Genomic DNA, 23,626 nt, shown 5'->3' with positions numbered 1-23,626 from the left:
CTTGAAAATCTAAGCCTGTAGAGCGAATATTCCACGCAATCATATTTGAAGAATTGCGGGCCCTTTTCGCTCGCAGACAAAGGCTTAGTTATGAACGATATCCAATCGAAGATCGTCGCACGCGGCGAAGAGATTATGAAACGTATGGAAAGCCAATCCAAGGCTTCCATCTTCTCCAAAGATTTCTGGTACGGCTCCATCATGGAATGGAGTATGAAAAATGAAAAATTCAAAACCAACATGTTCCGTTTCGTGGACGTGCTTCCTTCCATCAACTCCGGTGACGAAGTCGCTCGCCACTTGAAAGAATACTTTGCGGAAGACGGCGGAAAACTTCCTCCGGTATTCAACGTCGGTCTTGGTCTTGGCTCTTTGGCTCCGGGCTTGATGGCCGGTGCAATTAAGAAAAACGTTGTCGGTATGGCGCAAATGTTCATCACGGGTGAAAATCCGGATGAAGCTTTGCCTGTTTTGAAAAAAGCGCGCAAAAATAAAATGACTTTCACCGTCGACATTTTGGGTGAAGCCATCCTGTCTGAAAAAGAAGCCCAAGAATATTCCAACAAATGCATCGAGCTTATCGAGTGGCTCGCAAAAGACGCAGAAAAATGGGATGAAGTTCCTCAGATCGATCGCGATCACGAGGGCGCGATTCCAAAAGTAAACGTTTCTGTGAAAATGACAGCGCTTTACTCGCAAATCAAAGACTCTGCCTGGGATGAATCTAAAAAAATCCTTAAAGATCGGATGCGCCCTATTTTCCGTTTGGGGATGCAAAAAGGTGTCTTCATCAATCTGGATATGGAGCAATACTCCGTTAAGCACCTGACATTGGAAGCCTACACTGAACTTATCAACGAGGAAGAATTTAAAAACTATAAATTCTTCGGTATCGTGATCCAGGCTTACCTTCGTGATTCTTTCGAAGACGTCAAAATGCTGACGGACTTCGCGAAAAAACGTGGCACTCCATTCTGGGTTCGCCTGGTGAAGGGCGCTTACTGGGACTACGAAACAATCGAAGCTGAACAGCGTGGCTGGCCGGTTCCGGTTTACACAAATAAAGCAGAATCCGATGCGAACTACGAAGTGTGCGCAAAATACTTCCTGGAAAACATCAAATACATCCGCCCGGCTTTCGCGTCTCATAACGTAAGAACGATTGCAGCTTGTATGCTTTACGCAGAACAATTGAATATTCCAAAGGACGCTTTGGAATTCCAAATGCTTTACGGAATGGCAGAACCCATCAAAAAAACCATCGTCGAGATGGGCTACCGCATGCGTGAATACGCTCCCGTGGGAGAACTAATTCCAGGCATGGCATACCTCGTCCGTCGTTTGCTTGAGAACTCTTCGAATGAATCATGGCTTCGCGGAAAATTCGCTGACAACAAAACGACTGCAGAACTTTTGAAAGATCCAGCAAGTGGTTTGACTCCGACTTCGGCAATCATCCCGAAGAAACCAGGGAAGTTCTATAACGAACCCCTTTTGGATTTCGCAGTGAAAGCAGATCGCGAAAAAATGGAAAAATCCATCGCGACTTTACGCGCCTCACTTCCAGTGACTGTACCCGTGATGATCAATAACAAGGAACAAACATCTGCCAAGATCTTTGATCGCGTGAACCCTTCTGAAAGTTCACAAGTTGTTGGTAAAATCCATATGGCCACGATCGAGCAAGCTGAACAAGCGATGCAAGCAGCACAAACTGCTTACAAAACTTGGAAAAATGTTCCAGCGGAACAACGCGCGGCTTTGGTTGATAAGCTTGCAGATCTGATGCAACGTGATCGTTTCAAATTGATCGCGGAACAAGTTTTGGAAGTAGGTAAACCATGGGCGGAAGCAGATGGTGACGTGGGCGAAGCAATCGACTTCTGTCGTTACTACGCTCGTGATATGCGCAACCTCCAAAAACCGCTTCGCGTCGGCGGTTTACCAGGCGAGCTTTCTCATTACATCTACAAATCTCGTGGTGTAACAGCAGTGATCGCTCCTTGGAATTTCCCGCTAGCTATCATGGCTGGAATGGTGACAGCGGCAGCTGTCACAGGAAATACCGTGGTAATGAAACCAGCCGAGCAATCTTCCGTAGTTGCTTGGGGCTTGATGAAAATGATCGTTGAAGCGGGCTTCCCAGCAGGCGTCGTGAACTTCCTTCCAGGTTTGGGCGAAGAAGTTGGCGAATACATCGTGAATCATAAATTCACGACGACAATTGCATTTACTGGTTCAAAAGCCGTAGGTCTACACATCCTAAACCGCGCTTCCATGGTTCAATCCGGCCAACAGCATGTTAAGAGATGCATTATCGAAATGGGTGGTAAAAACGCTGTCATTATCGATAACGATGCGGACCTGGATGAAGCAGTGGACGGGGTTCTTTACTCTGCATTTGGTTTCTCGGGACAAAAATGTTCCGCAGCCAGCCGCGTGATCGTGCTTGAAGAAGTTTACGATCGCTTTACTGAACGCCTGGTTGAAGCAGCTCGCTCTATTGAAGTGAAGTCTGCAGAAAATCCAAAAGCTTACATGGGCCCGGTTGTGGACCAAGAAGCTTATGAGCGCATCATGAACACCATCGCTGAAGGCGAAAAAACGAATAAGCTGTTGTTCAAAGGTATCGCACCCAACAACGGTTTCTACGTTCCACCAACAATCTTCGGTGACGTTCCAGGTGACGCAAAATTGGCTCAACAGGAAATCTTTGGACCGGTTGTGGCCGTGATCAAAGCGAAAAACTTGGATCAGGCGATCGAAATCGCGAACAGCACAGAATACGCTCTAACAGGCGGTATGTTCTCCAGATCCCCTGCCAACATCGCTCGCGTAAAAGACGAGTTCGAAGTGGGCAACTTGTATATCAACCGCGGCATCACTGGTGCCATGGTCGATCGCCATCCATTCGGCGGCTTCAAAATGTCTGGTATCGGCTCAAAAACCGGCGGACCTGACTATATTAAGCAATACATGGAACCCGCAGCAGTGACCGAGAACACCCTCCGTCGCGGCTTCGCCCCAGCCGAAGGCGAATAAAAGGGTGCCAGGTCCTGTTTACGTATGCAGCGCAGAATCGCTGCGGTTTCGCATCGCATAAGTGCCAGAAGGCCGATCTCACCGATCGGCCTTTTTATTTTAGAGACCGGTCGATTCGCCCCTGAATGGCTTCTAATCATTCGTGAGTGTCAATTTTGAGTACACCCGGGCAAAAGGTTCAGGCTCACTCCCCGCCTCTTTACGAAAATTCCCTGATGCCATAAAAAGGTGCATTAGATTCGAAAGAGGAACTCTTAATGAAGCACCTTTTACTTTTAGCTTTTGCGATGATGATCGGCACTCAAGCACACGCTTCTGTGTCGACAGAGGAGTTCGTGGATAAATTCGTGGCTGCCGTGAACCGCCGCCTGGTTTTCATCAACCAAGATCGCATCATGGAAAATAAAACGATTTATTGTACGGGCATGCGTCCTCACCAGATCGAGGCGATCTCGAAGATCGTTCGAGAGAACACCGAAATAACAGTTCAGGAATTTTCAGCGAAGGCTTATGAAGCCATCAACTGCTATCCCACGTTGCTGCCGCAATTAAAGCGCAAAGGCTGGGGCGTATTGACCAAGTCCCTTTGGAAAGATGTTGAATTAGTAAATGCCACCCTTGCGGATTTGGGTGTATATCGCCACCGATCACAACTTGAAAACAAACTGCTCGACAGCCTCAATCCGTAAGAAAGAAGGATGAATATTATGAAAAAGCTTATCCTAATCACGACCCTTTTGATCGGCTTTCAAGCCCACGCATCCGTCACTCCCCAAGAGTTTAAAACTGACTTGGTAACGGAAATGAACCGCTTGGCTAAAATCATCAATAAAAAAAGAGCCGGTTCTGAATGGCAATACTGCACGAAGTTCACTCCCAGACAAATGAAACTGGTAGAGACGATCCTTAAAGAATCACCGGAAATTACGGTAGGCGATTTCAGTTATAAACTTGCCCAAAAATTGAATTGCTTCAGAACTGAAGCTAACAGTGATGATTCCATTGATTTCTCAAAATCCTTTTTTGGCTTTGCGATTCACACACCAACGCTTCTTAAAGACTACGAATTGATTTCTGAAGCCTTGCTTTGGTTGAATGATGGCCAAAAACCAAATGAGCACACCCCAGTACTTGATTCTTACGGCAACTGGCATCCATAGGTACGACGTACCTTTTCCCTCAACGAAAAAACCCGCTGTAAAAAGCGGGTTTTTTCGTTTTAGATCCTATTGATTTTAAAAGCCCTATTCGCCGTTAGAGCGATAGGTTTTGTGAAGCTGGCAATCCCCTGCTCTCGTATTCAAAATGTCAACACGGACCGTGCGGGTTAGCGGAAGCTCGATATCCTCATCTGTTGTTCCCTTATAGAGGAACACCGTTACTGTGTAGGTCTCCTTAACGTCCCCATTTGCCAACTCGATAGCATCGTCCGTGACGGGACGGTCTGCCTTGAATTTATACAAGGACACGTTTTTATCAGCCTTAACGATCTCCCCGATCATCTGATTCAGCGCATGACCCGCTGCTTCATTTTTGCAATTCAGGCCTGCCGCCATAGCTTCAGAACCGATACCAAACAATACCAAACCGATTGCCAAAAGTTTCATTGGACTGATCCTCCACAAAGTTTCGTTGAGCAGAAATACCCAGAGTGGGGTCTGTGGTCACCTTGCAAAAGATTAAGCTGGCCGAATAGCGTTCCCTCAAAGAGGACGTGAGAAAAGAAAAAGGCCGGAACCTAAGTTCCGGCCTTTATAATCTTGTATAAAAATAGAGGTGAGCACATCATGCACCCGAGTACCTTCCTTGGTATCACCCCTCCCGTAGAAATAATTAGACATTGTTGTGGTACACATTGCAAGCGTGTTATGCCACTTTTTTTAAGATTTTTTAAGACCGCACATTTTCCCGCATTTTTTCGCCGAAGACCCCTCTCCAAATCGCCCTTTAAACTCTTGAAGTAAAGCTTTACTCGCAGCCTCCTAAATTCAAACCAATCAATAGTATTTCCAACAACTTAGTTGCCTTGCTTTAAGTACTTTAATATACCATCGTTCATGCAAAGATCGCATTTCGATGACCCCAGATTGCAGATGACTCAAGCCCACGGCGGCACGCTGTTTAAAAAAGCGCGTCATCGTTGCCGTCGTCCGTTAAGCACGAAAAAACCACTTCATCTGGTTTTGCGATCAAGCCAAGCGAAGGGATCACTCAGTTTTCGAAAGTCTAAAAATTGGAAGCAGGTCGAATCACTGTGCCGACAGTTCGCCCGAAAATATAAAATCAAAATTGAATCCTTCGCGAACGGAGGCTCTCATCTTCACCTGACCATCCGCTTGAACAGCAAGGACAGCTACTCCCCATTCATCAGATCCCTGACGGGAGCCATTGCTCTCAAATTAACCGGCGCAAATCGCACCCAAAAGAACGCGCAAAAGTTCTGGGACTTCCGCCCCTTCACCGCCGTGCTCGAAAAAGCCAAACACACCCTGAAGAATTATGTATCGTTGGAATTTTTAAAAGATCTGCAAGTCATCCCAAGAATCGGGATCCTAACCCACCAAGAATGGCCCCCATAAAAGTGAAAACCAAGACGCCTTAGACATAAAAAAAGCCCACCTTTTTGGGGTGAGCTCATTTTCCTAAATAGCACCATGATCTAGAAGTCGTGGATGCTGTCTACGAGTGTTGGATAGTCTACGAAAGGATTTCTGTTGTATTGAGCTTCAAAGATTTTGTTGTTGCGATCTAGCTCTTCGTCGTCCGGCGGGTTTTCGCGGTTCCATTTGCGAAGAATAGCTTCTTCATCCGGTGGAATTTGTAGGTCATAGCGCAGAGAGAAATAGAACAAAGCGCGAGCCACGTGACCTTTGTGATTTTGAGGTGGCTCAAAAACCTCGTCACGGTCACCATCACCGATACCGAAACGGGAAGCTTTACATTTCAAAGTTTGCGTGTCGGATTTAACTTCACCAAACCATTGGTTACCACGGATCGAGTTCAATTGAGAGTCCGTCGGGAACAAGTGGTGAAGATCTGATTTTTGAGTGTCTTTATCAAAGCGACGGCTGAACAAGCTTTGTGGCCAAGTGTGCTCTACGTTCACCACTGTGTTATCAGGAATAGAACCCGGAGCCGGAGCCCCTCTGCTGCGGAAGTCTGCGCGTGTTTTATAGTTATCGCAGTAAAAGTCTTTAACTGAATACGTGTGAGAGTTTTGGTCATAAGCCAAATAGAATTTGCCCATCAACCAAACGCGCGCACCGTTGTATCCAATTTTAGTGTGTGCGTAGCAGCCCTTAGCGGCTTGGCAATCAGATACGATCATATCGTAGTCGCCATCCTGAGGGATGTGATAACTGCGAAGAACTGATTTAATTCTGTAGATGAGATCTGCATCCGTTTTACCAGAAGCTAGGTCTTGATAGAACTCAACTCCATAGTATGGAATCGCTTGGGACGTTTGAGCCGCGTAAGCCGCACCAACGAAAAACAATGTGGAAAACACAATCACTGACTTAATGAGCTGGGTTAGCTTCATTCGGGTCCACCATTCGGTAAAGGGGGTGATTTTTCAGCCTCTGTCGCTGACCACTTTTGCTGGATCAGTGCACATATGTCAATGGGGCTATAAGAAATTCCCGGTCAGGGTTGTGTGAGGGAGGAGCCCTTGGAAAGAGCTCCTTGTCGGTAGGCAAGGCCACCTAAGATACCGAAAAGACTGCCACCCAAATGGGCCGCGTAAGCCACTCCCGTTCCTAAACCTTCCGGAGCTGACCAAAGATTAGCCAGATCAGTAATTAAAAAGAGAGGGATAATCAAAAGGGTTGGTAAAAAAATCGCACCATAATGCTCTGGCAAAGGCGTGATAAAGTACACATAACGAACCCGAGCCTTAGCCTGAGCCACACAGTAAAACGCGAGGAGCGCACTCACAGAGGCACTCGCCCCCACCATAGGCACGACGCCTGGCCCTTGAGAAATCAGAAAGCCCAAGCCACCCGCAAAGCCGCCAATCAGATAGACCACCAAAAGCGCAGCACTGCCTGCCAAGGCCTCAACCGCAGCCCCCATCACCACCAGGAACAATAGATTCGAAAACAAATGCATCCAATTAGAGTGCGAGAACTGATAGGTCACCCAAGAAAGGGGACCTTTTTCCATGGAGCTTAAACCAAAACGAAACAGCAGCTGCTTTTTGTAATCAGTGCGGAATTTTTTAAAGTCTTCTTTCCAGGTTGCGATTTGAACTTGATCGCCCTTATAGGCGCGCAACTCCCCATCCTGCAGGAACTCGGAATCCCGAAGAGCATAGGCACCCAGAATCGCCAACTGTTCGCTGTTGGAAGTGCTCACTTGTTGCACCCACTTCGGAGTTTCGGATAACTTCTCCGGAGAAAGCTCTTGAAGATGCTGGTAATACAGACGCCCCGTCAGGGTCATGCCTTCTAAATCAAAAAGACGATTGTTTGAAAGGTCATTACCCGCGCCACTAAAGATCAAAATAAAGATAAAAATATTTAGCGCCCCGAGAGTGATCGTCAAAGGAAAGCGCTGAAACTGTCTAAGATCTTCAGGACAAGGGACGATCATTGAACACCGTACTTTTCCTTAAAATCCTCGATCCACAGTTTCCCGCCACTGGCACTCGCCGGAACACGGCCGCCTTTTTTCTGTCCGAGGGATTTTTGCAAGGCCCAGATCGAGCGCACATACTTTTTATCCATGGCCTGTTTCAAAGCTGAAACTGATTGCAGGTCCTCGATCAACTCCAGACTGCCTTCAAAATCACGTTGATTGTAGCGCTGGTCGGCTTCTAAAACTTGGGTGACCCAAAGCTTATCAGAGGCATCGGTCAACTGCACATCTTCAGGATGATCCAGATATTGCGCCAGCACACAGCCCGTTGAAGTTCTTTCTTCACAGACCTTTTTAAGGTAATCCACACGATCAGCACCTTCACTTAAAAGGAACTTGGCAAAGTACGCCATCGTCTGGGAATTCACCGGATCTCCCCACAAAGAAAGCTCAGCTTCTTTGTGCAGACAATCGGCGGAAATCTCTTTAAGTAAAAATAACGACAGGGCAGCATCCAAACGCTGCGGGCCCATTAAGTCTTTATCCTTAATTTCTTTACAAGCAGCATCGCTATTGTCAGCAGCTACCTGGTAGTCCCCTGCTGTCAAAGCATGATAGCTCTTCATCAATCCTAAAAATCCCACCAGTGCAAACATCGCAAAACTGAGTTGCATCCATGATGTGATCAAACGCTGTTCATGTGGCGCGGGCCCACGATCATGTTTGTTCTTTAAAGTGATGACCATGGTATCAGAAGCCTTTTCATGAAAGGCCCGACGCAATGGATGGGCGACAATTCCCAAAAATGGAATCGCCAGCAGCGCAAAAGAAACACACCACATCACCGAGCGCACCAGGCACTGAGAAAATGTCAGACGCGCTTGCTTTTCTGGGTAAGACACCACTCGCAATTGCAAAAAGAACTGACCGGGAGTGGCTTGAAGTAAATAAAGAAAGGCGGCTTGCAAAAATACGACGGCTACAGCAGAAACCGCAATGATCATCAAAGCCGCAACGATCCCCTCTTCCGAACGAGAGTTCAGCAGAAAGAAAGTTTTCGCCTGACGAACCAGGCCCGACACCAAAAGACTGATGATTGGTGAAAAGATCAAAAAATCCAAAACAAGTGCAAGGAAACGGTCCATAACAAATGCGATCGCAGGCTCTTGCTTGAACTGTTTAGAATTATTGATTTCTGGAGCCGATAGATCTGGAAATAGCATACAGAACGTATCGGCTTGGGACAGAAAGGACTAAAGGAATTATTGAGTGAATCTCAGAGAGTGAACGCGGCCTTCGGAGTCGATTCCAAAGTGGGCTTTGCCTACGATAGTCTTGGAGTCGTCAATGAGGTTGAAGACTTGCTCCGATGCATCCGCTGTTTGCACGGGACTTACTTCGGAATAATCCAAGCCAAAAGCATCCGCATATTTCGTCAGGAAGCTGGCTTTATTGCTGATAGAAAGAGCCTTCTCCCCGGCCTGAGCATCGATAAACTCCAAGCTCTCAATTTTACCTTGAGAGATCTTCATACCGTATTTGCCTTCAAGATAACCAAAAATCAAATCATCGCGCAAAGTAGGCTTTTCAGCCAAGGCGGCAACGAAAGATGTTTTCTCAGAGGAAAGTTTTTTAGCGATTTCGTGTTCCCACTTTACGTCACGGGCAAACACACCCGGTTCGAAGCTCGCGATACCGCGATTCCCACGAGCACCCAATGCGGATTCGGAATTATCGACCAACCATTGGTTTACGAAGACAGTCATTAAAGCCACAGAGGCGATAGAAAGAACAAGGACAGCTTTTTGCTCCTGGACCTTGTCCTGGAATCTTTTACGGAAAGATTTGTCTTTAGGAAACTCTATCACTTTTGCATTCCCCATGTTCTGTTCTCCATCGCAAAGTAACTAAACCAGATCATTCAAAGGCTACCCTGCGAAGGGCGTGCCGCTTGTGCGGTACTTTAATTCTCTTAGACTCAGTATCACCGAAAATCGATTAAACAGACGCACAAAACTTGTTTGACGTCTCACAATGATCGTCTCATAACGAGCCACAAAAATCAGGTCCAGCCACACTCTTCAGACTCTAGTCCTGGTAAGATTTTACCCAGGAATCAATGCCAGCCTGCATTTGCGGCAGGTTGTAGTAGAGTACTTTATCTAATTGAACACCGTGTCCTTCGATACGATGACCTTTTCCACTGATATAAAGTGCTTCTGGAATAGAGATTTGCACTCCCGGTGCTAGCTCATCCATCGGATACCACACACCCACCAAAAGCTGACCCCGTGATGGCGCTCCTCTTAGTGGTGCACCTTTGTATTCTTTAAGCGCTTGAGCCACCATCTCCGCCACGGAAGATGTTCTGCCGTCCACAAGCACTTTCAAACTTCCCGAAAAACAGTTCGTCGAACGGAAAGTTCTTAAGTTTACTTCACGGTTTTTCTCTAAAATCTCAAGCTGTTTTTCATCATTCAAAATATCCGGCATTTCGGCTTTGCCTAAGTTTGACTTTGGCTTTTCCAGTCTCCCCACCAGAGTGGGTTCACAGATAAACATCGATAAAAATCTTAAGCCTGCGACGAAATTTCCGCCGGCGTTATTTCTTAAGTCGACAACCACAGAGCGATATTTTTTAAGTTCCTCTGCAATCGGTTTGATTTTTTCATCTTTGAAAAATTCTGCGCGGAATGATGGAATTTCCAAATGCGCCATTTTGTCAGAGATCTTAGTGATCTGCATGCTTTCATCGCGCTTCACCACACCCGGATGAAGCTTTAACGTGAATTCATCGTTCCCACGGTGAACTTGATAGTCGCCGGCTTCTGATTCCATTGCCCAGGAGCTGGGTTGCTCACCGTTGATTGTGACGATCACATCGCCTTTTTTAAAACCCAATCGCTCGGCCGGTGATTGGGGGAAAACTTTAAACACGACAAGTTCGCTATCCACGAACTCTCCACTTAATCCCGTCTCTTTGACTTCACCTTTCCAGATACCGCGGACTTCCGGAGCATCATAGATTTCTAAGTGAGAGACCTGCAGGGTGCTCAGTGTATTATTGATATCTCGAAGAATGAGATTTTTTTTGGTGTAAGGAGTGACCATCTGACTGCGCTGCATACACTGTCGATGCCACTGGGAAATCTCCTTGTTCGGGAGATAGATTTTATCCAGAACCAAGTCGCACACCACGGGGTATGGGTTCACAAACGATTGATTCATCGTAAGTTGAAAGGCGGCGTAAGCGCACCCCAGAGTTAAAATGACGGCGGCGATTCTATTTAACATTTCATCCTTGACGAAAAAATGGACTCCTTACGGAATCCATTTTTCCATTGTCCATTAAGCAATTTCCATTGCCGAAGACTTTCGAAAATTAAGCGGCAACCACAGTTTTCTTCTTGCGAGCCGCAGAAGGGTCAATGTGATATTGCTTAACTTTGCGATACAAAGTCGCGCGACCGATACCCAAAGCTTTAGCAGCTTCAGTCAGGTTGCCTTTGTATTGAGCGATCGCATTCTCAATTGCGTGTGCTTCCATCTCTTCCATTTTTTGAACGTTAGTAGATGTTGCAGTTGGCGTTGGGAACTGGATCAAGTTGTTACCATGACCAGAGTTATCAGTTGTCACTGGGCTGTTGCCAGAGATCAATGCTGGTACTCCAGCAGAAAGCTGTTGTCTGAAAAATGCATTATCAAGACCTTCTCTCCATTGAGCTGAAGAATAAGCCTGAACTGTCACATCGTGCTGCTCCCAGTACTTCTTAGCGTTTTCTACGGTTTCCTGGTTATCGCTCACCACGATCATTACTGTGCGTGACATTCTTGTCCTCCCTATTTGAAACAATTTGCAATCATATTTGACTCACTTTGTACCTATCGGCGTTTCATCGTGAGAATTTAGGGCTAGTTGCAATTTTTTTTTGAGACACTTTAACGGCGCCAAATCACTAGACTTTTGACGGGTACGAAAATACCAGTTGCATTAAAATTTGTGAATTCTGGGCAAAAAATGGTCGTTACTGGATGGCGATTGGTGGACGCACTGGACGTTTAAACGTCTCAACAGGCGTCACAAAAACGGGAGCTTCTGCTCTTAGTTCTACAGCTATGCTTTGAATAAAGGCGCCATATTTTGAAAGGCTCGTGTAATCACTCTTATGATGGCAATCAAAGAAGCCAGGGCGTGCCGCATGAGTCGCTCCGACAACCACCCACCCCTGCGCCGTTTTCAAATAGGCGGGGCCACCGGAGTCGCCGAAACAAGCACCCTTGTACTCAGTTTGATCAATGACCAAATAATCATCGACCAACGAATCCAAAGACACTTCGACTTGATTCATCGAAAGAGCCGCGGTGCCCTTTTCATCATTAGTTGTCCCAAATCCTGCAAGTAACAGCTTGCTTTGCAGAGGAATTTTATCGGTGTCTGCGTGAATCGCGACGGGATTGAATCCTTCAGGCGCGGGAGTATTCAATTTTAAAAGCGCGATATCGTGTTCGGTCGTCCAATAAAGGCTTTGATCCTCGCCTGGCTTTTGAACGGTGCCGTAATCCGGGTGAGAAATAAACTCTTCCACGCGGGTCATCGACAAAGTGGATTTCGGAAGTTCTTCTCCGAAGCTCACATACACGATGGTATAAACGGACTGCATGCAGTGAGCGGCTGTCACCACCAAGTTTTGTGAGATTAAGGTTCCCGTGCAAAGAAACTCTAAACCGCGGCGACCCGTGGTATATACGGCAACTGTTGCGGAACGGGCGAAGTCCGTGGATTTCACAGCTTCGCCGCCGATGATGGAAGTTTGAGATTCAATATCACCAGATAAATAGGCGTGAGGAGCTTGTCTGGAACAAGCCGCTGTCAGGATCAACGCTATAATTAACGATAATGATCTCAAAGCATTCCTCACCAAGTTAAAGTTCGAAGGCCTAAGGGCTTACGAATTGCGGATACTCACCTTGCATCGTTTCTGCTGAATAATTCAAGAAGTCTTTATAGTTAACAAGGAGTGTATAGTTGCCGTAGTTGTGGCAATCAACATAACCCGTTTCAGGGCCACGGGTGGCACCCGCTAAAATCAGACCCATTGACGTTTCGATATACGCAGGACCGCCGGAATCTCCGTTACAGGCACCCGTTCCACGGGTTTGATTCACCACGATATCAAGGTCACGGATTTGTACGAATTCAACTTCCGTTTTCTGCAAAACCGTCGTCTTAATAGTTTTGGTTTCAGACATGCGTCCCCAGCCCACTAAGGTCATTGCGTGGCCCGGCTTTAAAGCATTTCCGTCATCCCAGATAGGAACGGGAGAGTACCCTTCAGGCGCACCGCCGAGTAATTTCACAACAGCGACGTCATTGATGGTACGACCTGTACGTGGATTTTGGCCGAAATCACGGTGACTGATGGCTTCTTCAATTTCTACCAAACGGGAATCATTCCAGTCAGAAGGGATCGTCGTGCCAAAAAGAATTTTAGTAGGAATACGCTCGAACAATTCTGCGCAATGAGCCGCAGTGACAACCATGTCATGCGAAATCAATGTGCCCGTACAATAAGCTGCGATATTTCCTTCACGCGTTTGCGCAACGATCCCTACCGCTGAAGCAGCATAAGCTTCATTATCTGAAACATCGGAGCCGTTGATGATAGCGGCTTTTTTCGCGTCACCCACATGGGTGACGGCTGGATTATTTTTAGTACAAGCTGCCAGCGCCAGCAGCGGAATCAAAACGAGTTTTTTCATAAATGTTCCTTCTTAAAAATCTTATTCCGTAAATACCAAAGCCTCGCCACCCAAAGCTTCAGCGACTTTCTCAAGAAAATCTCTAAAGCCTGGAAGAGAAGCATACACAACATTATGATGGCAATCCTGTGCACCGTAAGCCGCACCACTGGTCGCGCCCACGACAACCAAGCCTTTATCCGTTCTTATATAAGCGGGCCCACCGGAATCACCCCAGCAAGCTCCCGTGCCCTTGGTTTGATCCACCTCAATACGACGGTCTTCAACTTTCACAATATTCACATTCGTCCACTGCAAGTACTTGGACATGGCCGAGTAGCCTTCTTGAGTACGACCAAAACCCGCGATCAACAATTCCTGATCCGGTGCCAACGAAGATTCTGATCCCAAAATAGGAACCGGAACTGCCCACTTGGGTGCCGAAGTTAAAAGTTTAATCAAAGCGACATCTTTTAACTCATTAATCGTGCGCATCGCATCGGTCATCCCTTGCGGCGGATGAACCATGTCATAGGTATAAACGCGCTCAATTTCACGAAGCTCCCCTTCATTTTTCGAAGAGTAAGTTTCGGAGCCAAATGAAACTTGAACCTGATAGCCCGACAAATGAGGATCCACACAGTGAGCCGCCGTCACCACCAGGTCTTTTGAAACCAAAGTTCCCGTGCAATAAGATTTTGTACGATCGGCATCCACCATCACCAAGGCCACAGTAGATCGTGAAAGATCACTGTCATACTCTGCCGTCTGACCATTGATGATTTTCTCCCCTTGCATTGCTGGAGAGGGCCCCGAATTCTTATTAGAACAGGCCACCAAAGCAACTAAAGGAAGCAGCATCCACATCTTCATCCGCAAAAACTCCAAGTAAAAAATGATAAATTCACTTAAGCGAAATCCGGGCCAGAATTTTAACGATCAACAGGCCTATAAAGGAGTTGAGGGAGAGCCGCCCCCAAAAGCAGGAACCTTTTACCAACAGAGCCGACAAACTATTAGACAGTTTCAGCGCCCCCAAAAAGGCAAAAAAAAGACCGCCTTGTAAGCGGTCTTTCGAATCAAATCCAATTTCAAATTTCCAATTTCTATCTGCGGCCGGATTTGATTTTCACTTGAAGTTTAGAGATCAAGTGAACAGCCATTTTCTCTTGCACGCGGCACATTTTAAGTTCGTCGCGGCGGTAAGATCTTTGAGAAGGAGTCAAAGTTCCAGTCTCAAGTTCCATTTCGTAATCAAGTTTAGAAGAACGGATGCCTTCTAGCTCTTTAGTTTGTGTTTTGAAAAGTTTCGTTACGCCAGACAATGGAGCAACTTCGATCCACTCTTCTTTACCACGGTACCAGCTCACCATACGCAAGAAGCGAGCTTTATTTTTTGCTAGAGTGAATTTTGGGAAACCTGTGTCTGGAAGCTCAAGGATGTTTTCAACATCATCAAGGTTCAAGTCATCTTCTTCACCTTCACCAAGAAGGTTGTCAGAAAGTCCCGCTAATACTGCAGCTTCTGATTCCTCATCTACGTCGATATCGAATGCTGACGTTTTTTTGGTATTCTTCTCATCAAGGTCAGAATCCAAATCAGAATCAATTTCTTCGGCCATGTTATTGCCTGGATTGATCAAAGCGAGCCTCCCCCAAGTACCAAGTACAGTACATATCTTTTAAAACACTGATTGAAAGTGGGATGAGTTATATCGCAACTTTCACGATGACACAATATGTTAATTGCGTGAAAAAAGGTGAAAATCACAGGATCGTCTCTACAAAGCCGAAACTCTCTTCGGATTTTTTCGTCGACCCTGCGTGCCTATTTTACGAGCAAAAACTATTTATAAGCAGTCACATCCACTCTGAAACCACCGGTTTTTTTCCAAAAATATTTATTGGTCGCAGTGATACGAATTGCTGTGATGGGACGACCCTCTAGGTACGCGTTTCGGGAGGATCCGGCCACCAATTCACCGACTAAATTGTACTCATAACGGGTGTCTGGATAGTCGGCATACATAATATCGACAGATTTAATTTTCACATTGTTGCGTGTTCCCGTGAGTCCGATTCGCGTTACACGGCGCCAAGTGCTGTTGGGATAGAAAGTAAAAGTACGCTCTTTAAAGCGCCCTGTATCCCCTACTCCTAAGCTGTAATCTCGGGATTGGCCGTCGGGTGGTCGAGGATATTGCGGAGGCTGAGGGTCCTCTGGCGCAGGATATGGTGGAGGTTGCGGACGAGGATGAGGCGTAGGCTCTTGATGACCCGGCTCATCCGGAAGTGGCATCGGAAGATCCTCTTCGGCGTGGGAATAAGCGAGGGAAAAAACAGTGAGAATAAGTACAATCCATTTCATGGCGCTGGCCTCCTATTCTCTCAGAAAATAAAAAACCAGCGTCCCTTTCAATCACTGAAAGGATGGATTGTCAGAAAACAGTTAGTCGAAACGCAAGTGCTTAACGGATTCGCCTGAATCTCGTAGTTCACGAAGTGCATCAATCCCGATGTTCAAATGTTTATCGACGAAATTCGTCGTTACTTTTTTATCGCTTTCCTCAGTTTTTACACCGTCAGGAATCATCGGATTATCGGATACCAACAGCAAAGCTCCGCGAGGGATTTCGTTTACGAAACCAGTAACGAAAATAGTTGCGGTTTCCATATCCACAGCCATCGCACGAGTTTTCGTCAGATATTCTTTAAACTGCTCATCATGTTCCCAGACGCGACGGTTTGTCGTGTAAACCGTGCCTGTCCAATAATCGCAGTTATGTTTCGCAATCATCGAGGAAACAGCACGTTGCATACGGAACGATGGCAGTGCGGGAATTTCCGCTGGCAAGTACTCATTACTTGTTCCCTCACCGCGAATCGCAGCGATAGGTAAAATGAAATCACCCAGTTGGTTTTTCTTTTTAAGACCTCCGCATTTACCCAAGAACAGAACTGCTTTGGGATTGATTGCAGAGAGAAGATCCATACAAGTTGCAGCCAATGCTGAACCCATACCGAAATTAAGAATTGTGATGTTTTCTGCCGTCGCACTTTGCATCGGGCGATCCAAGCCCTGAACCGGGACATTGAATTTTTCTGCAAACATTCTTACGTAATTGCCAAAGTTCGTTAGCAAAATGTAGTGGCCGAACTCATTCAGAGGGACGCCAGTGTAGCGGGGAAGCCAGTTATCTACGATTTCCTTTTTTGTTTTCATTCTTGTCCTTAACTTTTCTATCGTCAGATGAATTGATCAAGGATAGCATGCTTTTACCGCACAGAAAAGGGGCATTATATGAGCGTCACTGAAAACAGCATTCTAATGGAGATTCCTCCGCGTTTACTTTCATTGGGTGGCGGCTCTCAAGTGCATCGCATGATTCCCTACGCAAAGAAGCGCATGGTCGGACCCTTTATCTTTTTTGATTATTTTCCGGCAACGGAATTCCCTCCCCAAGATGGAATTCACGTGCGTCCTCACCCCCACATTGGCCTTTCAACATTGAGTTATCTTTTAGAAGGGCAAGTTCTTCACCACGACAGCTTGGGAAACAAGCAATTATTAAATCCGGGTGATGTGAACTGGATGACGGCGGGCGAGGGTATTTCCCATTCGGAAACCACTCCACCCGATTTGAAAGACATCCCTCACCGATTGCATCTGTTGCAATTTTGGGTGGCTTTGCCACTGGCTGAAGAAGATCGCAAACCTAGTTTTAATCATCATCCCAAAGCCACAATCCCGCGCTTTAAAGTGAAAGATGCCGATGTCGTGATGATCGCCGGGGCTGCTTTGGATCACGCCTCCCCTGTCGAAGTTTTTTCTGACTTATTTTTCATGGATGTTCACTTGAAAAAGGACAAGGAATTTTACTTCGATCCAAAAGGTGATGAGCTGGCGTTTTACATTTTAAAAGGCAGTCTTAAAGTTGGCGACAAGGTGATTCCGCCCGATGATTTCGTGGTGCTAAATCAAGGCTCGGCTTTGCATGTGTTTGCTGCCGAAGATTGTCAGTTCATCGTTCTGGGAGGCACACCTTTCCCAGAGCCGCGCCATATTTATTGGAATTTTGTTTCCTCCTCCAAAGAGAAAATTGAAGTCGCCAAAGCCCGATGGGCCAGCTTAGAGTTCCCTCAGGTTCCAGGCGAGCCGGACATCATTCCTCTGCCAGAATCATAGGAGAACTGTCGTAAAACCTGACACCTCTAAATAAATTTCCCGTTAGTTCTCATTGAACTCCTGTAATGGATAAGTTGAAGTGGTTTTGTGTTAAAACTGCTTCGATATTTTCTTTCGATCAGGAGACTTTATGAAACTTCTTATTTCTTTATTCGTCATGGCTTTCGCCGTGCAAGCCCATGCTGCACCTTACGAGCTCGCCTACCGAATGCAAAGACCCGATGGTTGTGAATTCATCTGGCCCTTCCATGAAAAAGGTGCTCCCCCAGAAGGTGTTGTTTGGGAGGGTAAATGCTCTGGTAACAAAGCTCAGGGTTATGGCCTAATATATGAAGAGAATTCCTCAACGTCCTATTTCATACGTTATTCTTCTGGCAATAATTATCCGTTTGTTATGGAAATCAAAAATGGTGTTGCGAAACCAGTTTTCCTTGAGCCAACTGGTGAAGGCATCGTTCCCGATTACGATGGCTGCCGCAAATATAAAAAGGAATGTGACATTCATGTGAAGATGTACAATGAAATGAAATCTTCACTTCCTAAAAATCCAAATGCGGGTAAATCAGCTCGCGACTCAGGCAAAAACTCCGACTCATCTTCAAATTCATTATCAAATGGCGGCGGCAGCACAGGTCCTATCACTCCCCCGCCTGCTGATTTCTTAACATCAATCAAAGGTGAGCGTGTTGCATGTACAGAGGCAGCTATAGGTGCATTCGGTTATAAAATGCAGGACAAGTATCGCAATGAGCTTAATTCTAATAGCATGTGCACGGTGGCTCGCGGGACTGCGAAGGCTCATTATGAAGTTATCATTACGATTGAAAAAAGCTGTGCTCCAGGGATGATTCCTCAGGTGGCCGATATGCAGCCTTTGCGTGAGGTCTTGCAAAGCGCCGTAGATACCATTGAATTCTCCTGCCCTTATTAATTCGCCCTGAAAAACTAAAAACACTCGAAGCCTCTGCAGACGCAGGGGCTTTTTGTTTTTAAGACGCGGCGGCGCATTACGGTATCATTTGATTTACATTAGGCATCATGGGTAGTCTTGCGATGGATGTGCGGCTGTAGTTCAGCTGGATAGAGCACCTGGCTTCGAACCAGGGGGTCGGGAGTTCGAATCTCTCCAGCCGCACCATTTTTTTCAGCCGTCTGCGGCTTTCACTTACCTTGCAGCATTTCATTCAAACCTGTTTCGATTGACCCCAATTGCGAATCCAAATAGCTCTTATATGTCTTCCCATTTTTAAGGAGCTTATATGAGAAAACTGATTTCTATCGTGGCTTTTATGACTTTCGCTGCTGTGACGGCAAATGCGTCTTACATTAACGTTCGCGGCGTTTGGGGAACAGACGCACTGAACTGGGAAATTCGCGGTGATGAAAAGCAACAAACCTGGGACTTGATGACAGGTTCTGTGCAAAAAATTTTGGCGATCCAAGTAACAGACGCGAACAACGTGCAAATCACTTCTGCTGATGGCAAGTCGGCTTTGGCAATTGCTTATGCTCCAACGACGACTTTGTTCAAAGGGCAGCTTGATGGTCGCGCCGTTGATTTGAAAGTCGATCACACGAACAACGGAACTCACTGGTTTGCGGGAGTTTTCAAAAATCACCGCCCCTCTTTGCGTATTGATGTTCCGAAAAATGAAAATGAAGGTCGTGCGACAGGTTTCTATAAAAATGAATTGGCAGACCTTTATATTCTACCCACAAAAATGGGTTATTATCTTAAAGGTTACATGAATGGTTACTGGATCGATCTTGATATTAAAAAGAACGAAGACAGAACTTATTCCTTCGAAGGCTCGTACCTTAGCAAGAAAATGTCTTTGTCAGTGACTGCTGATACTGCGATTGATGATGTGATTGAGTACTTATTGTTAGATATGCCTGTTCCGGGAGTCGACTTCTTGAATCTTAAAAAAGAAGGCTTCTAATTCCCTTTCTTAGACAACAATAACGAAGGCCAGTGTAACGCTGGCCTTTTTTTATTTGGGGAACAGCTCGCACCTGCTGGAACGGCGGCAATTGACACTCCTCCTGAGACTCCTCATCATGAGAATATAAGGAGTCGCTCATGAAAAAACTTTTGGCTGTGTTCGCTGTTGCTACCGTTTCTGTTAGTACGCATGCTGATGAGGGCAAGATGCCTTCCCCACCTTTTAAATCTGATTATGGTCACTATGAAATTACGGGTTGTGCGGGGCAGACTTTTCAATTGGACTGCAAACTGAAATCGGTGACGATTGGTGCTGCGAATCCTGATACAAATCCTAAGGGTAAAGGTCCTTCCGTGGGCTTCGTGTTCAAGTCTGAAACCGATACCACAGTGAAAAGTGATATCTGGCTTTCCGCTGCCGACAAATACGAAGTAGAAGACGACAAGTCTACTTTGACCACAGACAAAACTAAAAACACCACGAACTGGAGTGAAGAATCTCAAGAGATTACTCTGGATAAGTCAGATGCCAAAGAGTGGACTTTGACATTCGTTGTGAATCGCGAAAATCTTGGCAAGTCGATCAAACGTCAGATCGAGTTTAAAATTAAGAAAAAATAATTCAATAAAGCAATCTCCTTGTGACAGATTGAATTCACAAGGAGAACTTATGAACAAGATTTTGATTATCGCTGCGTGTTTGGCAGCGAAAGGGGTTTATGCGGCTGACTCTCGTGATTTCGACGCCAATGGCTTAACGAAAGTGTCCGTAGAAAACTACAATGGCGAAGTGACTATCAACGCCACGGATGGCTCCAAATCCATCGTGACAGTCACAAAAAACACCATGCCTGACATGTGCAAAGTGAACGCCGAGCGCTCCGGAAAAAGTCTTTCCATCGAAGTAAAACGCAAAGGCAAAGCCGAGTGCCAAGTCGACATCGACGTCAAAGTTCCTAAAATGGTCAAGCTGGATCTGGAAGTCGGCACTGGCAAAGTGGCGATCAAAGGAACTCAAGGCCACCTGACTTTCAAAATGGGAGCAGGCTCCTTTATCGCAGATGGTACCTTTGACAGTGTTGATGGTAAAACCGGCGCGGCAACAACAGAAATCAAAGGTCTCACTGGCGACACGGAATTTAAAACGGGCGCTGGAAACGTGACACTGCAATACGCTTCGCTGCCACAAAAAGGCAAATTGGAATTTAAAAATGGCAGCGGCAATTCAGTGCTCTTGCTACCCAAAGGCAGCCAAATCAACGCCAAATTGACCGCTTATACGGGACATATGGAAAATGAATTCGGCTCCAACAAAGACGCTCAATTCTCTGTTGAAGCGAAATCCGGCTCCGGCGACCTGAAAGTTAAATCATACTAAGTGCGAATTTTCGGAGCGTCTGAGAAGAAGTTAAAGAAATTGAACCATTGTTCTGGATACCGGTTCATCACTTCTTCCAGACGCGCAACATACTGGGTAAGCAAGTGCCCGACCTGCTCTTCTTTTGGCAAATGCGCCACCGATTCTGACTTGAAAGTATAAACCTTGTATTTCAGATCTTTCGCTTTAAATGCGAAAACAAAATAGATCTCGGCCTGACTTGCTAAGGCCACCCGCATGGGAGTGGTATCAAACGCGGCAAGCTTTCCGAAAAACAGGCGTAGATCCAGGCTGCGGCTGACGGGGCGATCCCCCATCATTCCGACAAAGTGACCGTCGTTCAGGTGATCCTTTACTTTCAGAATGGTATTTTCGGAAAGATTGAAAAACACCACTTCCGCCTTACTACTTTGCGAGGACTGATGAGTGTACTGCCCCGGAATTCCATGCATCACCGCGAGCATCTTTTTCTCTGAAGGAAGTCCAGCAAAGAAAGTCATGGCGAGTTCCCAGCCACCCACGTGACTTGCCACTGCCACCAGACCATTGGGACTGGTTTCTACGTTTTGCACAAAGGCCTGAACGCTTTCATCCAGTTCATAGCCAAATACCAATTCCTGGCTTTCGCGCTGAACGGCACGGTCCACCAATGTTTGCGCAAAGACCATTAACTGCGCAAAGATTTTTCTTTGACGTTGCCACCAGCTGTATTGCGGGCGCACCACTTTCCAATACTCGTTGAAATACAGTCGGGTTTTGCGAGCGAAAAGGTAATAATAAAAAACCACGAAGTTTAAAAAGAAATAAGCAAAGCGCAGTCCCAGGCTTTTTAACATCAAGCGCATGATCATAATGCCGGTGGCATTTTTGTTTTTACCAGTCCAACCTTTGGCATCGGCTTTCTCGCGACCCACAGTTTTTAACAGGTACATCGCAACAAAAGAGATCGCACCTAAACCCAATCCTAAAACCACAGATCCCAGCCCCCAGGCCGTGAAAAATCCTGCAGCGGAGTCGTCATGTTTTCCAAGCATGGTTTCACCAATGGCTTTTGAGACCCAAACCAGGAATGGAATAAAGGGAGGCAAAGAAATATTTGTTCCCACCCACATGTATACAAAGTTCAGACGGAATACGAGACTAAAGAGACCGGCGATCCCCGTGTGCAATCCATATAAAGGAGTTGCGCCGATGAAAACTCCCACTGCAAAAGCCAAAGAGCTGCGAAATGGCGAAGTCTGTTCACGCATCATCGCGGCGACAGTCAAAACCGTATTCAGGATGCCGATGCGCGTATTGTCTTTGATTTTATGAAAGTGACTGACTCTTTTCTCCGGTGGAAAATATTTAACGGAAATTTTGACATTTTTGATTTCCACATTTCGCCAGATCAAGCGAGTCAGAACTTCAATTTCAAAATCATACTTGGTGCAGAAAAATTTCATATTCTGCAAAAAGAAGAGCGGATAAATGCGGTAACCGCTCTGCGAATCAGCGACGCCCACATCCGTTTGATAGCGCACCCAAAAATTTGAAAACTTTTTCCCGAATGTGCTGGAGCCCGGCACATTTTCAACTTGCATATCGCGGTCGCCGACAATCAAAGCCCACGGGTTTTCGCGTGCCGATTGCACCAACAACTTCATGTCCTTGGGGTCATGCTGATCATCGGCATCAATAGCAATAAAGTGCGAGAATCCACGACGAAGGGTTTCTTTAAAACCAGTTTGCAGGGCCACGCCCTTGCCTTGGTTCACTTCATGACGAACAAAGCTTACGCGAGGATGGCTGTCGGGGTGTTTGTCTTTAAAAAGACGTTCCACCGGAACATCGGAGCCATCATCAATAACTAGAACTGGAAAGTCACACTCTAGCAAGCAGCGCTCGATCACATCGACCACCGTGCGGGGGTTATTGTAAACCGGAATTCCAACTACAAATCTGCAATTCATACTACAACGCCGCCTTTACCTGGCCCCAGACACTGTCACGCAAGTGAACAGCATCCTGGTATTGGCTTGCATCCACTGCTGGAAGCAAATTAATTTTGACCGGTTGAAAAGGATGAATAAATAAATCACCGCGACCCATGACTTGATCCGTGCCTTGAATCGAAAGAGGCACCACCAGGGCACGGCTTTCAATGGCCAAAGAAAAAAATGCGGAACCAAACTTATTCACCGAAGGAAATCCTTTATCACAACGGGTTGTCTCAGGGAAAATAAGGACCGACCGATTTCGCAAAAGCAAGCGATCACGTAAAAGCTTTAATCCCACCATCAAAGAATTCGGACTCCCCTTTTCCACTGGAATAAAACCAGCCACCACCATAAAGGGCGCAAAGAAGATATTATAAAAAAGGGAACGTTTCGCAAGCCCGCGCAGCCCGGGTATGTAGGAGATCAACAAAAAAGTATCCAAATTCGAGCGGTGATTGGCGACGAAAATAATTCTGCGCGTTTTGTAGCGATCATAAAATCCCACGATGTCATGCAAATTTGTTTCACAACGCAGCCACGGCTGAATCTTAAGCAAAAAGCGGATGGCCAAACACTGCACGTACTCTCCGGCATAACGGATGCGATCAGAAGCCCACTGCCAAGGAGTGAACAAGACAGCCACGAGATAAATCGCAAATGTGAGCAGATAGCCGAACAGGATGCCGATCACGCCAATCGTCAGGGCAAAATAAATTGACCAGAATATTCTATGAAACCTATAACTGACTGTGTTCGGCATGAAAATCACCCTAGCATAG

Annotated in this window: 24 protein-coding genes and 1 tRNA gene; 10 read left to right on the top strand and 15 right to left on the bottom strand. The window is 46.2% G+C overall.

All coding sequences use genetic code 11. The features are described 5' to 3' along the window. Positions 1-90: 90 nt before the first annotated feature. From pruA to ACLSU7_RS17720, 3 genes are all read left to right on the top strand, one after another. Positions 91-3,042, top strand: coding sequence for an L-glutamate gamma-semialdehyde dehydrogenase (gene pruA, locus ACLSU7_RS17730; protein ID WP_413293227.1), 2,952 nt, complete (start codon positions 91-93; stop codon positions 3,040-3,042). A 257-nt stretch (positions 3,043-3,299) separates the two neighbouring features. Beyond that, complete coding sequence (locus ACLSU7_RS17725) at positions 3,300-3,731, top strand: hypothetical protein (RefSeq protein ID WP_413293226.1); 432 nt, start codon at positions 3,300-3,302, stop codon at positions 3,729-3,731. Positions 3,732-3,749: 18 nt separating this feature from the next. Next, positions 3,750-4,202 (top strand): hypothetical protein, encoded by a 453-nt coding sequence (locus ACLSU7_RS17720; protein WP_413293225.1) that lies wholly within the window; start codon positions 3,750-3,752, stop codon positions 4,200-4,202. Between the two features lie 84 nt (positions 4,203-4,286). Here ACLSU7_RS17720 and ACLSU7_RS17715 read toward each other — a convergent pair whose 3' ends face one another. Further along, positions 4,287-4,649 carry a hypothetical protein gene (locus tag ACLSU7_RS17715; RefSeq protein ID WP_413293224.1) on the bottom strand — a complete coding sequence of 121 codons (363 nt, stop codon included), beginning with the start codon at positions 4,647-4,649 and terminating at the stop codon, positions 4,287-4,289. Between the two features lie 450 nt (positions 4,650-5,099). Here ACLSU7_RS17715 and ACLSU7_RS17710 point away from each other — a divergent pair, with 450 nt between their 5' ends. Further along, positions 5,100-5,621, top strand: coding sequence for a transposase (locus tag ACLSU7_RS17710; protein ID WP_413293223.1), 522 nt, complete (start codon positions 5,100-5,102; stop codon positions 5,619-5,621). An 80-nt stretch (positions 5,622-5,701) separates the two neighbouring features. On the opposite strand, the gene ACLSU7_RS17705 is transcribed toward ACLSU7_RS17710, so the two are convergent. The 12 genes from ACLSU7_RS17705 to ACLSU7_RS17650 form a co-directional block, all read right to left on the bottom strand. Further along, entirely contained in the window at positions 5,702-6,583 is an 882-nt protein-coding gene (locus ACLSU7_RS17705; RefSeq protein WP_413293222.1) for an endonuclease I family protein, read from the bottom strand. 104 nt (positions 6,584-6,687) lie between these two features. Beyond that, entirely contained in the window at positions 6,688-7,635 is a 948-nt protein-coding gene (locus ACLSU7_RS17700) for a rhomboid family intramembrane serine protease (RefSeq protein ID WP_413293221.1), read from the bottom strand. Further along, positions 7,632-8,843, bottom strand: coding sequence for an RDD family protein (locus ACLSU7_RS17695; protein WP_413293220.1), 1,212 nt, complete (start codon positions 8,841-8,843; stop codon positions 7,632-7,634). Before ACLSU7_RS17695 ends, ACLSU7_RS17700 begins: the two co-directional genes overlap by 4 nt. A 39-nt stretch (positions 8,844-8,882) precedes the next feature. Continuing rightward, positions 8,883-9,503 (bottom strand): hypothetical protein, encoded by a 621-nt coding sequence (locus ACLSU7_RS17690; protein WP_413293219.1) that lies wholly within the window; start codon positions 9,501-9,503, stop codon positions 8,883-8,885. Between the two features lie 205 nt (positions 9,504-9,708). Then, positions 9,709-10,848, bottom strand: coding sequence for a S41 family peptidase (locus ACLSU7_RS17685; protein ID WP_413293218.1), 1,140 nt, complete (start codon positions 10,846-10,848; stop codon positions 9,709-9,711). Positions 10,849-11,002: 154 nt separating this feature from the next. Next, positions 11,003-11,449, bottom strand: coding sequence for a helix-turn-helix domain-containing protein (locus tag ACLSU7_RS17680; protein ID WP_413293217.1), 447 nt, complete (start codon positions 11,447-11,449; stop codon positions 11,003-11,005). Between the two features lie 196 nt (positions 11,450-11,645). Continuing rightward, positions 11,646-12,527, bottom strand: a complete 882-nt coding sequence (locus tag ACLSU7_RS17675; RefSeq protein WP_413293216.1) for a S1 family peptidase — start codon at positions 12,525-12,527, stop codon at positions 11,646-11,648. A gap of 31 nt (positions 12,528-12,558) precedes the next feature. Then, on the bottom strand, positions 12,559-13,380 hold the full coding sequence (locus ACLSU7_RS17670) for a S1 family peptidase (RefSeq protein WP_413293215.1): 822 nt from the start codon (positions 13,378-13,380) through the stop codon (positions 12,559-12,561). Between the two features lie 21 nt (positions 13,381-13,401). Beyond that, positions 13,402-14,232 carry a S1 family peptidase gene (locus ACLSU7_RS17665; RefSeq protein WP_413293214.1) on the bottom strand — a complete coding sequence of 277 codons (831 nt, stop codon included), beginning with the start codon at positions 14,230-14,232 and terminating at the stop codon, positions 13,402-13,404. A gap of 233 nt (positions 14,233-14,465) precedes the next feature. Next, a complete protein-coding gene (locus tag ACLSU7_RS17660) occupies positions 14,466-15,002 on the bottom strand; it encodes a hypothetical protein (RefSeq protein ID WP_246845657.1) in 537 nt (178 codons plus the stop codon). A gap of 203 nt (positions 15,003-15,205) precedes the next feature. Then, entirely contained in the window at positions 15,206-15,727 is a 522-nt protein-coding gene (locus ACLSU7_RS17655) for a hypothetical protein (RefSeq protein WP_413293213.1), read from the bottom strand. A gap of 81 nt (positions 15,728-15,808) precedes the next feature. Beyond that, a complete protein-coding gene (locus tag ACLSU7_RS17650; protein WP_413293212.1) occupies positions 15,809-16,582 on the bottom strand; it encodes an AMP nucleosidase in 774 nt (257 codons plus the stop codon). A gap of 78 nt (positions 16,583-16,660) precedes the next feature. Between ACLSU7_RS17650 and ACLSU7_RS17645 the strand changes: the two genes are divergently transcribed. From ACLSU7_RS17645 to ACLSU7_RS17620, 6 genes are all read left to right on the top strand, one after another. Then, positions 16,661-17,545, top strand: a complete 885-nt coding sequence (locus tag ACLSU7_RS17645) for a pirin family protein (RefSeq protein WP_413293211.1) — start codon at positions 16,661-16,663, stop codon at positions 17,543-17,545. Positions 17,546-17,675: 130 nt separating this feature from the next. Continuing rightward, complete coding sequence (locus tag ACLSU7_RS17640) at positions 17,676-18,476, top strand: hypothetical protein (RefSeq protein ID WP_413293210.1); 801 nt, start codon at positions 17,676-17,678, stop codon at positions 18,474-18,476. A gap of 130 nt (positions 18,477-18,606) precedes the next feature. Beyond that, a tRNA-Arg gene (locus ACLSU7_RS17635) sits at positions 18,607-18,683 on the top strand. A gap of 121 nt (positions 18,684-18,804) precedes the next feature. Further along, a complete protein-coding gene (locus tag ACLSU7_RS17630; RefSeq protein WP_413293209.1) occupies positions 18,805-19,488 on the top strand; it encodes a hypothetical protein in 684 nt (227 codons plus the stop codon). A 140-nt stretch (positions 19,489-19,628) separates the two neighbouring features. Continuing rightward, positions 19,629-20,111: a hypothetical protein gene (locus ACLSU7_RS17625; protein ID WP_413293208.1), complete on the top strand. Its 483-nt coding sequence runs from the start codon at positions 19,629-19,631 to the stop codon at positions 20,109-20,111. A gap of 49 nt (positions 20,112-20,160) precedes the next feature. After that, on the top strand, positions 20,161-20,868 hold the full coding sequence (locus ACLSU7_RS17620; protein ID WP_413293207.1) for a hypothetical protein: 708 nt from the start codon (positions 20,161-20,163) through the stop codon (positions 20,866-20,868). Here the strand turns inward: ACLSU7_RS17620 and ACLSU7_RS17615 are convergent. Together ACLSU7_RS17615 and ACLSU7_RS17610 are read right to left on the bottom strand one after the other, a co-directional pair. Further along, positions 20,865-22,820: a DUF2062 domain-containing protein gene (locus tag ACLSU7_RS17615; RefSeq protein WP_413293206.1), complete on the bottom strand. Its 1,956-nt coding sequence runs from the start codon at positions 22,818-22,820 to the stop codon at positions 20,865-20,867. The genes ACLSU7_RS17620 and ACLSU7_RS17615 overlap by 4 nt on opposite strands. 1 nt (position 22,821) lies before the next feature. Then, positions 22,822-23,607 (bottom strand): lysophospholipid acyltransferase family protein, encoded by a 786-nt coding sequence (locus tag ACLSU7_RS17610; protein WP_413293205.1) that lies wholly within the window; start codon positions 23,605-23,607, stop codon positions 22,822-22,824. Between the last annotated feature and the right edge of the window lie 19 nt (positions 23,608-23,626).

Source organism: Bdellovibrio sp. HCB185ZH (genome assembly GCF_047302455.1).
In the GTDB taxonomy this organism is placed as follows: Bacteria; Bdellovibrionota; Bdellovibrionia; order Bdellovibrionales; family Bdellovibrionaceae; genus Bdellovibrio.
Note: the sequence above shows the minus strand (reverse complement) of the source record. Positions and strands in the feature narration are given on the sequence as shown.